This is a genomic window from Dactylosporangium sucinum, assembly GCF_014647515.1.
In the GTDB taxonomy this organism is placed as follows: Bacteria; Actinomycetota; Actinomycetes; order Mycobacteriales; family Micromonosporaceae; genus Dactylosporangium; species Dactylosporangium sucinum.
This window is the reverse complement of the sequence record NZ_BMPI01000022.1, coordinates 146445-158789: the sequence shown is the minus strand read 5'-3', so window position 1 is coordinate 158789 and position 12345 is coordinate 146445. Positions and strand designations below refer to the sequence as shown.

The following is a 12345-nucleotide window of genomic DNA, read 5'->3' as shown; positions in this document are numbered from 1 at the left end:
AAGCCCAAGCTACAGCCAGCCACTACCGCAAACACCTCAAACACCATCATACGTGACGAACCGCCGTTGCAGTACTAATCAACGAGAAGCTCCTGCGGACGTGGAGTGGGGCCTCCGGTACTCGGCCGCTGGTGTTCCGCTGGCCGCAGGTGCGCCGGATGCTCAGCGATATCCATGACGGCTGCGCCGCCGAGATGCCGGAGGTTGCCCGTGCTGGCGCCTGATTCGCGATCGTTGCTGCTCGACGCACTGCGTCCACCGCCGGGCACTATCCTGTCGCGAGCGTTGGCGATGACGTTCACCCTGGACCTGGAGAGTCTGCTGGCTGCGCCGATGGTGTTCGCGGCGCACGGCGCACGCGAGTCGAGCGACCCCATCACCCTGATGGAGAGCGTGCGCCGGCATGCCGACCGCATCGACGTGTTTGCGCAGGCAGGCCAGGTTTCGGTGCCGTCCCGATACTCAGGTCTGCATGCCTTTTGTCGAGCCGATGGTGCATTTGGTCGGCCGGCCGAAGCCGGGTCACCTGTTCCATCCGAAGCTGTGGGCGTTGCGGTTCGTCGACGTGGCGACCGGTGAGTCGACCCTCCGACTGCTGGTGCTGAGTCGGAACCTCACCGGCGACCGCAGTTGGGACGTCTGTCTCCGCCTCGACGGCACCCGGGCCACTCGGCCGATTGCGGACAACAGGCCGCTGTTTGACCTCATCCGCGGCACGCTCCGGCTCGTAACCGCCCCGCTGGCACCCACAAGATTGGCAGCTGTCGAAGCGCTCGCCGAGGATCTCCGTCGCGCCGAATGGGAGCATCCTGAGGGCGTCCGCAGCCTGCTCTTCCACGCCATGGGCGTCCGCGGTGGCAGCGTGCCGGATTTCACCGGCACCCGCCACCTGATCGTCTCGCCTTTCTGCACCGCGGACAGCCTTCTGCAGCGTGCGCCCGGCGAACACGTCACGCTGGTCAGCCGTCAGGAGGCCCTCGACGCCCTCCCGATCGAGGCCTTGGAGGGCCTCGACACATTCGTGATCAACGGCTTGGCGGGGCTTCCGGCCGACGAAGCAACTGCCGATCGCGTCGTCCTCACCGGGCTCCACGCCAAGGTGTACGTGGTGGAGAAAGGCAACCAGGCACGTGTCCTGCTCGGTTCGGCCAACGCCACTACGGGTGCCTTCGGCGGCAACGTCGAGTTCCTGGTCGAGCTCGTCGGCGGTCGGACCGCCATGGGCATCGACGCGCTCGTCGGACCGCAGGCGGCGCTGCGCGAGATCCTTGAGCCGTATGCCCGCAACGATGCAGCTGGCCCTGACGAGGAGGACCTGCGCCTGCGGGAGTTCATCCGGGATATCGCCGCCATCCCGCTTACGGCGACCGTCGCCACGGGTCCGGATGGATTCGGGATCCGGCTGACCTCTGAGGAACCGCTTCCCGAGGAAGATGACGTCAGACTCACCGCCCAACTGCACACCCGTCCCGGGGAGGCGCTCCGGCTCGCCCTTGGCCAACCGGTCGCGGTCAACTGGACGGGCCTGGCGCTCACCGACGTCACGCCGTTCATCGTCATCACCGCGCAATCCGATCAGGAACGTGAACGGACGGTCGTGCTGGCCACGCTCATCGACGACCCTGCCGAGCGACTCGACGAGGTGCTAGCCGGCCAGGTCAAGACCCCCGACGACTTCCTGAGGTTCCTCAAGCTCATGCTCGGTCTGGGCACGGAAGCCATGCCCGAGGTCAACGCGGCGAGCGGCAACGGATCGGGTGTCTGGAGAGCCTCGACGAGCGGCCTGTTCGAGCTGTTGCTCAGCGCGTTGGTCGACAGGCCGGATCAGCTCGACGACCTGGAGCGGCTGGTATCTCGCCTCGAGAGGACCGACGCTGGCGTACGGCTGCTGCCACCAGGCTTCGCGGAGATCTGGCAGCTGATGAGGCAGGCCCGAGATGCCGCCGGTACGGGAGTTCGCGCATGAACCGCTATGACGCTGGCCCCGTCCTCGCCGGCCTGAAGGACTTCCAGCGCGCGACCGTGGCGCACATCATCGACCGATACTTCGGCGCCGAACCGACCCGCCGCTTCCTCGTCGCGGATGAGACCGGTCTCGGCAAGAGCGTCGTCGCTCGCGGCGTCATCGCCGAGACGCTGCAGCGCCTTCAGGACGACCCGAGCGTCAAACGCGTCGACGTCATCTACGTGTGCTCGAACCAGGACGTCGCCCCGCAGAACATCGGCCGGCTTCGGGTCACCACCGATGAAACGATCACGGTGACCAGCCGACTGACGCTGCTCGCGAAGTACGCGGACGAACTCAACGCCGCCAAGGCCTCGGTGGGCAAGCCGATCAATCTCGTTGCCTTTACCCCCGGCACCTCCTTCGACCAGGGCTGGCGTACCGGTACCGCCGAGGAGCGCGCCCTGCTGTACCTCATGCTGGAGCAGGATGAGTGGGACGGGTGGCGGAGGAAGGCGGCACTTCGGGCACTGCAGGGTGGCGTCAGTTCGATCGACCGCTTCTCCGAGCGAGTGGAGCGTCTCTGGACAGCGCTGGGTGAACGGCTGCACCCGCGCATTCACAAGGGTTTCCGTCGGCGTGCCAGGAAGGACGGCCTGCTGCAGCGCTTCGACGAACTGCTCGACGATATCGGCCGCCGCCGAGAGTTGACCGACGACCAGCGCGAGACGGCCCGAACGCTCATCGGCAGGCTCCGCACCGCGCTCGCGGCCGCCGGCGTCGACGTGCTGGAGCCGGACCTCATCATCCTCGATGAGTTCCAGCGGTTCCGCGAACTGCTGGACCCGGAGGCGAGCGAAGCCGCCGAACTCGCGCACCACCTGTTCGAGTACCGAGCAGCCCGAGTGCTGCTGCTGTCCGCCACGCCGTACAAGCCGTTCACGTTCGCGGAGGAGTCGTCGTCCGGCGAGGAGCACTACGAGGACTTTCGTCGGGTGCTGCGGTTCCTCGAGAGCGACGAGAGCTGGCACGCCGACGTCGCTAAGGCATTCCAGGCGTACCGGGAAGCACTGCTGCGTCGGGAGCCGACCGCCGAACTCCGCGAAGATCTGCGCACCCTGCTACTGAGGGTCATGTGCCGGACCGAGCGTCCCGCGCTGGGTGACGACGACATGCTGGTCGAGCGGATCGGCCCGGCGAGCGACCTCGACGTCGCCGATCTCCGTGGCTACGCGGTGATGCACCGCATCGCCAATCTCGTCGACGCACCCATGACCATCGAGTACTGGAAGTCGGCACCGTACTTCCTCAACTTCCTCGACGGCTACCTGCTCCGGAACAGGATCCAGGCGGCATTGCAGGACAGGCGACGCAAGGAGGTCACGGACCTACTCAACGAGGCACAACTGCTCGACGCCCGCGCTGTCGAGCGGTTTGATCGAATCGATCTGGGCAACGGCCGGTTCCGGCGGCTCGCCGCGGACACCGTCGATCGCGGGTGGTGGCGTCTGCTGTGGCTGCCTCCCTCGCTGCCCTACCACGCGCTCGCGGAGCCGTTCGCCGGCGCGGCTGAGGACGGCATCACCAAGCGCCTGCTGTTCTCGTCGTGGAACGCCACCCCCACGGCCGTCGCAGGTCTGTTGAGCTACGAGGCCGAGCGCAGCATCCACGTCGCCGCTGACCAACCCGTTGATCCGCACCGCAGGATCGCGCGACTCGACTACCGCATGGAGGGCGACAGGCCAGGAGCGATGAGCACGCTCGCGCTGTTCTGGCCGCATCCCGGTCTCGCGGCTCTCTGTGACCCCTTGGAGTCCGCGCGCCGCCACCCCGATGCGGTGCAGCCGCTATCCACCTTGGCTAACACCGTGCGCGGCCACCTCCTCCGTCGACTGCCGGAGGAGTTCGTCAGCCCGACCCACACCGGTCAGGCGGAGGCGTGGCGTGCTGTCTTCCGTTGGCCGGGCGTGGACCCCGGTATCGACGACCCGGCAGGCGCGTTCGCCGCCTTCGATGAGGACAGCACCTCGACCGCTCTGTCGCGCCACATCGCCCATGCTCAGAAGGTGATCAACGCCCGCGAGCCGGTGGCCCGCAGCGCCGACGACGTCATCGACGACCTCGTGGCGATCGGGCTGCACGGTCCGGGCAACATCGCCTGGCGGGCGCTCGCGCGCCTGATCCGCCCTGGCGGTGCGGTCACTCCGAAGGGGCACTGGCACGCGGCGGCCATCCTGTCCCAAGGCCTCCGGTCGCTGTTCAACCGTGCCGACGCGGCTCTCATTCTCGACGCATTCGCTCCTCACGCTGTGTACTGGCAGGCGATACTGCAGTATTGCGCCGCCGGCGACCTCCAGGCGGTGCTCGACGAGCATCTGCATACGCTACGAAGCGCCAACGCGGACGCCGGAATCGACGACGTCGCACTGGCAGCCCTCGCCACAGAAGCACGGGACGCGATCGTGGCACGGCCCTCCACGTACCAGGCCTTCGACCCGCGCCACCCCGATCATCCGATCAAGTTGCCGGGCCGGTTCGCGCTACGGTACGGCGGACGCGGCGAGGAGCAGGTCGAGGCGGATCGCAAGGCGGTGGTCCGCCGGGCGTTCAACAGCCCGTTCTGGCCGTTCGTCGTCGCGACAACCAGTGCGGGCCAGGAAGGCATCGACTTCCACCTGTGGTGCTCCGCGGTCGTGCACTGGAACACGCCGGCGAATCCGGTCGACTTCGAGCAGCGAGAAGGCAGAGTGCACCGCTTCGGTGGTCACGCCGTCCGGCGCAACATCGCCTCGGCGCACCGTGCCGACGCCCTCCGATCGAGTGAGCCGGACGTGTGGAAGGCCGCGTACGACGCCGCTCGGGCAGCCTCATCTGGGTCAGGCGAATTCACGCCGTATTGGGTATTCCCAGGACCGGCGAAGATCGAGCGCCATGTGCTGCCCTACCCACTCAGTCGCGATGAGGAGCGGTACCAGCGGCTCAAGAAGGACTTGGCGCACTATCGGCTAGCGTTCGGGCAGCCGCGGCAGGAGGATCTGTTGACGCTGCTGCGTACGCAAGAAGGAGACGTAGACCGTCGAGCCGATGTACTCGACCTGCGGCCACGGGCTGACGAGTGACGACCAGTCATCGATAGGCGTGGAGATTGCGCGCCCTGTTAACTACTTCGACCTGAAAGTAGGTCGACAGAAGAACCCTGTGCCGCCGCCGGCGCGGGTTGCCTTCGGGTACGGTCACCGACCTTACCTCGATCTACACACAACGGCGCGAGGTCGGAGAGGATCTCGGCTTGACGGTGTCGCGCGGCTGGTTGCTGGTCGTCGGCCGGGTCCCGCCACGACCGGGTCGACACAGAGGGCGTGATCTTTGTTTACGACGGTGGCGTGCTCTACGTGAAGGCGACCGCACCCCTTCAGCTCCCCGCGGACGAGCCGCACAGCTGGGGCTGGTGCACGCTCACCGAGGCGCAACAACGGTTGTCACCGCTGCTCGCTCGCCGCGAGGCCGCCGCGCTCGAAGCGACGGCCGATGCGGTCAAGTACTACGCCATCGCCGAACGCGTGCGCGAACGCTGGACGCTCAGCCGCCGCTTCGGAGGATTTGGGGAATCGCGGCCAGTAGGGACACCAGCCGCACCCGGGCCGAGGGCTCGTTCTCGGGAAGCAGTACCTGGAGGCGGATCTCCGCGTACTGGCGCCCGGTCGGACCCGCGATGCGGGTCAGGGAGCCGCTGCCGAAGCGTGGGACATCGACAAGAATCGGTTCGGCGCGGTGCTCCCGCAGGCCACATCGGTGGTCCCGGGCACACCAGGCGTTGTGCTCACGGCTTGTGCGCATGGTCGTCTCCCGTCGGGTCAAGGCTATGGTTTCGTTGGGCGGAGCATCGCCGGGTGCAGGACCGTGGCCTGCCCCCGCCGGTAGAGCGCGGCGGGCCGGCCGCTGCGCGGCTGGCGCCGTTCGCCGGTCGGGACGACGAAGTTGCCGACGCTATTGACCTTGCGGTGGAAGTTCCGGGGATCGAGGGCCACGCCCCAGACCACCTCGTACACCGAACGCAAGTCGGCAATGGTGAACGGCTCCTCGCAGAAAGCCGCCGCGAGCGGCGAGTACTCGAGCTTCGCCCGGGCCCGCTCAACGCCGTGCGCGAGGATCTCGTCGTGGTCGAAGGCGAGTGGTCCGTGCCCGCCGACCGGCATCCAGCGTGAGGCGGCGGCGTCGCTGCCAGCGACGGGCGGCGGCAGGTCGGGCGCGATGGCCAGGTACGCCACCGATACGACGCGGCCGCGCGGGTCGCGACCCGGTGCGGCGTAGGTGCGTAGCTGCTCGAGGTGCAGGTTGCGGCCCTCGATGTTGGTCTCCTCGCCCAACTCCCGGATCGCGGCCTCGTCGAGATCCTCGCCGTCCTCGAGGAAGCCGCCAGGAAGGGCCAGCCGGCCACGGAAGGGCGGCTTTCCCCGCTCGATGAGCAGAACGTTGAGCTTGCCATCGCGGATGGTGAGGATGACCAGGTCGACGGCCAAACTGATCGCCGGCGGCGACGATCGGGGCACGGGCGGGGAATAGCCACCGGTGGCGGCGCTCAGGGTCATCAGTCCTCTTCGAGCCGCAGAAGCGGCAGGAGGCGGTCCATGACCAGCGCGGCATGGCGGGCGGCCAACGCATGGTGGGCATAACCCTTCTCGCGATCCGCGTGGTCCGAGATGCCGCGGATGGTGAGCCACCCATGCGACACCTGTTCGGCGTCGAGGTATTCGTAGGACGCCTGACCGACGCCGCCGGCTTCGGTCTCAACCGCCAGGGTCTTCTCATTGAATCGGCGCAGGAACGCGATGATGTCGGCGTTGCGGTCGGTGACGACCGCATCCCCGGACCCGATCGGCCCACGCCAGACCCGAATGTTTCGTCCGTCCGCGGCCGCCACGGAACCGCTGGAGCGACGGAAGAACTCGTTGAGACGGTGGCGCATGGCGGGGGTCATCGGATGCGACTGACCGCGCCGCTGCGGTCCGTCTTCCGTCTCGCGGCGGGCGTCGTAGTAGACGACCTGATCCGCGATCACGACGTCACCGATGTCGACCTTCGCGTCGATGCCGCCAGCGATGCCGACGAGCAGTACGACCGAGGGTCTGAAGCTCGCCTGGAGCCGGTCGTACGCGACCGCGGCCGAGCGGGGGCCGCGATCGAGGGTTTGGGTCGCCACCACCCGGAGGTTGCCGCCTTCGGCCGGCACGTCGGCGGTGTAGGCCTGCGCGCCCTGCGGAAGCTGGAAGGACCGGTAGTTGCGGTGGCTCTGTAGCACCTCGACGACGGCGGAAAGCTCCTCGGTGAGGACGGTGAGCACGCCGACGTCGGCCCGTTGTTGTCGCCCGGGGCGCCGGCGGGACTCCTCGTGGTGGGTGTACTGCTGGCCGATGGCGTTTCCGCCGACGTTGACGGTGCCGCCGCCGGCGGCGTAGGCCCCGATGTTCTGCTGGCTCATAGCGCGCTCTCCTGTGATTGGTTGTTCTGGCCGATTGCATCGCCCTCGATGTTGACGGTGCCGCCGTTCGTGGCGACCGCGCCGGCGTTGAGGATGGTGAGCGACCGCTGGCGGTACTCGGTGACGTCGACACCGCGCTGCTCGAGGAAGTCGAGGATGGCCGCGAGCACCCGGCGCTCGATGATGCGTCCGTACTTAACGATGTCCTGGGTCTGCATGTGGTCCTGCCACTCGACCGACGTGGCCAGCTCGCGAAGACTGACGACGGCGCCGTAGTCATACCCCCGACGGAGCTTCATCCGCTCGGGCCGGCTGCGGAGTCCGACCCGCACGACGTCGCGCAGGTTGCGGACCAGTGCGGTTGGTGCCGCGGCGACGACGACCGGGGCCGAGACGAATGCGCGGGCGGTTTCCCGCAGCGTGGACTTCGAACCAACGCCGTCCACCTGGTCGACCACCCGGAACCGTTCGTCGCAGGGCAGCAGACCGGTCACGTGCAGCTCAACGTAGAGGGCCTTGCCCTGCGCGGCGAAGTGCACATACACCGTGCTGACCAGCTCGCCCCGCCAGGAGACCACCTGAAACGTCAGGTAGTGCCGCTGTGGCGCCGTCGGATTGCGGATGATCTCAGCCATGCGCGTCTGGGTCGTGTACGGCCACAGGCTCTCGATCTCGGTGCCAGCCACGAACACCCGGTCGTGCACGGTCAGCGCCGGCAGCCGCCACTCCGGCAGCATGGCGGTCATCAGGTTCTTGATGTACTCGCGGACGTGGTCGCAGATCTCCTGGGTGGTGAAGGGTGGAGTTGCGAACTCGCGCTCGCTCTCGGTGAGCGTGGTCTGGTCGATGCCGGCCATACGCGTTGGCTGCGCCCGGACCAGCCGCTGCGCAAAGTTCCATTGGCGCAGGGTGAAGCCGGAGCCGACGAACGGCGCGTACCCCGAGTAGGCAACCGTGTTGCCGCCGATCTGCTCCTCGATCTCCGCCAGCCGTGGTGGGATCCGGGCCGGCGTGGTCACCGGCCGGTCCGGGGTCAGTGCCCGCAGCTGGTACTGGCTCCAGGCCCGAACCGCCATCGGAATGAGAAAGGCCACGGCGACGAGCACGGCGGTGGCGATCGGTGACGCGAGGCCCAGCCAGGCCAGGCCGAGCGGGCTGGTGTGCCACAGCGCAGCTGGGACGAGGGCGATCGCCAACTCTGCCACGCTGAAGAGCAGATAGACCAGGACGGTGCCGATAACCCGCCCGAAGATCTGGGCGAACACGTTCTCCAGCCACAGGCGGCGGAAGCCTCGCAGGCGTCGTACGCGGTTGCCGCCCGCGCTTTGCCGCCGGGCGTCCGCCTCGTAGTGGCCCAGCGTGTTCCTGATCTGGATGGCGTCGCGGAGGAACCGGACGGAGTCCCGCCCGACCACGGCCGTGGTGACGAGCAGGTGCACGGCGAGCAGCGCGCCCAGGACGATCAGTGCGCTGAGGACCGAGTACCAGGCCGCGAACACGAACAGCGCGACGAGCAGCGTGTCCCGCAGGATCAGCGCCCGTCGAGCCCGCAGGCAGTGGCTGAGCACGGTAACGGCGTCGTAGCCGTAGGACGGCGCAACGATGCGCTTGGGCTGGCAGTAGACCTCGCGTAGTGCGGTTAGGCAGAACTCTTCGTCCAGGTATGCGCCGGCGCTGAGGTGCCGCGTTGCGTTGTTGTTGCCGCCGGGCCAGAGGTCGGCCGGCTCGCGCTCTGAGGTGTCTTCATCGGCGGGCTTGAAGATCGACGTTGATGACATGGGCTCCGTCCAAACGTCTGGAGGCATGGCTAGTTCCGTGCGACCGTTCTCGTCATTATGACGAGAAGACCATAGGTCGCCATCGAAGTTCACGTCAAGGTGACGATAAATGTCGTTTCATGCACGACGCGGAAATCCCGACAACGACGACGAGCAATACGGTGTCGGCGGCCGACCGTCACGTCCCGGTGTCCGCTCTTCACTTCCGACGTACGCACGCTGCTGCGAATCGGCAGGCAGTAGGCGCTGATGTAACCTACATGGCGGACATCTAGGTAGGTTACAATGGCTCGGTGGAGAGTAGCGACGGTGTCGAGTTGCTGCTGGATGTCGGATTGGATCGGCGGGTCACGGGCAGTGCCGAGGTCGAGATCGGCACCAGCGATGGCCGATGGTCACGTCATCAAGTAATGCTGCTGCGTCACTCGCCGAGCCCTCAGGAGATCGACCGTGCCGTGGCGGCGATACGGCCGCACGTAGATGGATTGCTCTTCGTGGTCGCGCGAGCGGGGCGTGCCCTGAATCGGGCTGCCGAGCGAGATCACCGCATCGCCTATGCGGCGGTTGACGATGCCGTCGTCCTGTTCCAGGGAGAGGCGCACGGGGCAGGTGAACAACGGCCGGCCGGTCCAGCACACCCGGGGCGCATAAGTTGGGCCCGGCTGGCCATGCTCCGGCTGTTCGCGCTGAGCCCCGACGAGCCCATGTCGCAGTCAGAGATCGCCCGCCGGCTCGGCATGTCGCACGTCGCGATCGGCAAGCAACTCCCGCTGCCCGACGATTTGGTGGCTCGCACACCGGCCGGCTGGCAGGTTGTAGACCGAGCGGGGTGCTGGGATCGGTTCATGTCGCACTATCCGGGGCCGCGCGGGCTGACGACGTACTGGGCGTCGACCGGAGACCTTGCGGCTCAGCTTGAACGCATCGAAGAGGTTGCACGTGACCGGAGCAACGCCCGGCCGGCCGTATCCGGCGATCTCGCCGCCGACCTGTACGCCCCGTGGCGACGCCCGAACCGCCTCGTCGCCTATGCCATCGATCAGCCTCCGCTGGAGGAGTACGGCTTCACGATCGTGCGGTCCGCGGACGCGACGGTCGAATTGTGCACCCCTCGGGATCCGACCGTTCTGACCATGTCCCGCGAATCGCCGTCCATAGGGGACCGGAACGCACGCCGATACACCGACCCGCTGATCACGGCTTGGGATCTACGCCGGTCACCCGGCGGGGACGCTGACTCAGCCGTCGACCAACTCCGAGCGCGAGCACTCCGGGTGCGACTGTGGGCATAAGGCGTCGCGTCGAACTCGCCGCCACCGCGTACGCCGAGGAGGTGTCAATTCGATCGCTCGCGGAGATCAGTGCGTTCACCGCCGACCGGAACGTGCGCATCATCGGCGGGCAGATGGCTTCGCTGCTCCTGACCGCCTTCCCCGTCCCCGTAACGCCGATGCCGCCATCGCCACCGAACTCGCCGGCTTCGGCGTCATCCATCAGCGGCTCCTCGACCACGGGTATACCGCCACCAGCGGCAACAGCTACACGAGGCCGGTTCCCGACCTCGCCGTCGCGTACGGACCTGTTCCGGAGCTCACCGTCGACCTGCTCATCCCGTCCCTCGACGGGCGCTTCCGACTCAGGAACTTGGCGGGCGCGCGTTCGACTCAGCTTCCTGGGCTCGCCCCTGCCCTGGCCGCCGACCCCAACGTGATCGACGCGAGAGCGCGGATGCTCAACGGCGCCACGCTGGAGTTCACAGTGCGCGTGCCCACGGTCGAACTTGCGCTCGTCATCAAGGCGCTCGCGTACGGCTCGCGTCTGCAGGCCCGGGATGTCAAGGACGTCTACCGTCTTCTGGAAATCATCGACGCCTATCCTCCCGACGAGATCGGTGGCTGGCGGCTTTCCGAGCCGCTCTTGCGGGCCTCGCGTCGCGATGCCGCAGTGCACCTACACGAACTGGCTCGACGCAGCCGACGCCTCTCCGACCTCGATGTGCCGGCAGCTCGGCTCGCAACGCTCATCGCCTCCCTGGTCACTCGACCCGGCTGACGACTTGACCTTCACGCAAAGGCAAGCGTTGATCGACGTCCACCGACTTCCCGGGAGCGTCGATGCAGCACATCATCAGCAGTACCGCCGCTGTGAGCGACTTCGGTGTGCTCGTTGCCAGCCGTCGGCGGACGCTCGGGCTGAGTCAGCGGGATCTGGCCGATCGGGTCTGCTCGGTATCCGGACGGGCGACGATCACACGGCATGAGCTGTCGCGGTACGAACGCGAGGTGCGGCTGCCGGGCGGGCCGATGATGGCCGTGCTGGCGGAGGTACTCGACGTGCCGCTCGCGGTGCTCGCCGACGCTGTCACCGCCGCACAGGAGCGCCGCCGGCGTCATGGCCGGACAGCGACGCGGACATCGTGACACTGCTGTCGCGGTGTCACTGCGCTTGTCACGTGTCACGCCGTGCCGGCCGAAGCGTCTCATGTCAACGACACTGATCGATGTCAATCGAGACACTGCGACTGCGTGACGGCGCGGCGCCCGTAGCACATGACACTCACAGCAGCGGGTGTCACGCCCTCGCGTCGCGCTCATAGGGACTCACGCGGCAGGCCCTTGACCCGTGAGCGGCGGGCCACCGGCGCCAGCGCGGATGCCATGCCGACCGCCAATGACAAACACCTGATGTCACAGAAGAACATCGATGTCAATGTCGCTCCGACCTGCGGATTGACATTTGATCATGGCGCTATCACGGTGGCCGACCACCGCCGTGTCACGGTGTCACAGCCAAGGCCGAGTCCTGGGTCGCGCCACTGTCAAAGCCCCCACGTCGCGCCGTGCCACAGGCCGGCGCGACAGTTGTGACATCGATCGATGTCGTTGACGGCCCTCGGGTGTCACAACCGGATGGTGTGACACTTCCTGTCACCGGTCGCCAGTCGGAGCACGGACATCGGACGCCGGCGCGGACGGGGTCGTGTCAACCCTCCGCCACTCACAGGCGCTCACAGCCGCCGCGTCCAAGTAGCACACGCCGCTCACAGCGACAGTGCCCACGCACTCACAGTCCACTCACAGCCGGCTCACACAGCGGAACGACGCGCGCTGTGAGCGGCTGTGAGCGAAGGGGGCGTTCGCCAG

At 67.4% G+C, this 12345-nt stretch carries 9 protein-coding genes; 6 read left to right on the top strand and 3 right to left on the bottom strand.

Going from position 1 to position 12345, the window contains the following annotated elements; all coding sequences use genetic code 11:
• The first annotated feature begins 210 nt into the window (after positions 1–210).
• Genes IEZ31_RS23260 through IEZ31_RS23250 form a run of 3 tightly spaced genes read left to right on the top strand, consistent with a single transcriptional unit; the run spans position 211 to position 5064 of the window.
• Positions 211–579 carry a hypothetical protein gene (locus IEZ31_RS23260; protein WP_229835764.1) on the top strand — a complete coding sequence of 123 codons (369 nt, stop codon included), beginning with the start codon at positions 211–213 and terminating at the stop codon, positions 577–579.
• Entirely contained in the window at positions 473–1966 is a 1494-nt protein-coding gene (locus IEZ31_RS23255; protein WP_190252047.1) for a phospholipase D family protein, read from the top strand. The genes IEZ31_RS23260 and IEZ31_RS23255 overlap by 107 nt, the downstream gene beginning before the upstream one ends.
• A complete protein-coding gene (locus tag IEZ31_RS23250) occupies positions 1963–5064 on the top strand; it encodes a helicase C-terminal domain-containing protein (protein WP_190252046.1) in 3102 nt (1033 codons plus the stop codon). The genes IEZ31_RS23255 and IEZ31_RS23250 overlap by 4 nt, the downstream gene beginning before the upstream one ends.
• Before the next feature lie 741 nt (positions 5065–5805).
• Here the strand turns inward: IEZ31_RS23250 and IEZ31_RS23245 are convergent.
• From IEZ31_RS23245 to IEZ31_RS23235, 3 genes are read right to left on the bottom strand one after another with little or no spacing between them, the layout of a single operon-like run.
• Positions 5806–6534 carry an NUDIX hydrolase gene (locus IEZ31_RS23245; RefSeq protein ID WP_190252045.1) on the bottom strand — a complete coding sequence of 243 codons (729 nt, stop codon included), beginning with the start codon at positions 6532–6534 and terminating at the stop codon, positions 5806–5808.
• On the bottom strand, positions 6534–7424 hold the full coding sequence (locus IEZ31_RS23240; protein ID WP_190252044.1) for a 5'-methylthioadenosine/S-adenosylhomocysteine nucleosidase family protein: 891 nt from the start codon (positions 7422–7424) through the stop codon (positions 6534–6536). Before IEZ31_RS23240 ends, IEZ31_RS23245 begins: the two co-directional genes overlap by 1 nt.
• Positions 7421–9202, bottom strand: coding sequence for an AbeC-like domain-containing protein (locus IEZ31_RS23235; protein WP_190252043.1), 1782 nt, complete (start codon positions 9200–9202; stop codon positions 7421–7423). Before IEZ31_RS23235 ends, IEZ31_RS23240 begins: the two co-directional genes overlap by 4 nt.
• Positions 9203–9495: 293 nt before the next feature.
• Here IEZ31_RS23235 and IEZ31_RS23230 point away from each other — a divergent pair, with 293 nt between their 5' ends.
• The 3 genes from IEZ31_RS23230 to IEZ31_RS23220 all read left to right on the top strand — a co-directional run bounded on the left by IEZ31_RS23230 (position 9496) and on the right by IEZ31_RS23220 (position 11622).
• Positions 9496–10494 carry a hypothetical protein gene (locus IEZ31_RS23230; RefSeq protein ID WP_190252042.1) on the top strand — a complete coding sequence of 333 codons (999 nt, stop codon included), beginning with the start codon at positions 9496–9498 and terminating at the stop codon, positions 10492–10494.
• Positions 10495–10909: 415 nt separating this feature from the next.
• Positions 10910–11254: a hypothetical protein gene (locus tag IEZ31_RS23225; RefSeq protein ID WP_190252041.1), complete on the top strand. Its 345-nt coding sequence runs from the start codon at positions 10910–10912 to the stop codon at positions 11252–11254.
• A 62-nt stretch (positions 11255–11316) separates the two neighbouring features.
• On the top strand, positions 11317–11622 hold the full coding sequence (locus tag IEZ31_RS23220; protein ID WP_190252040.1) for a helix-turn-helix domain-containing protein: 306 nt from the start codon (positions 11317–11319) through the stop codon (positions 11620–11622).
• The last annotated feature ends 723 nt before the right edge of the window (positions 11623–12345 follow it).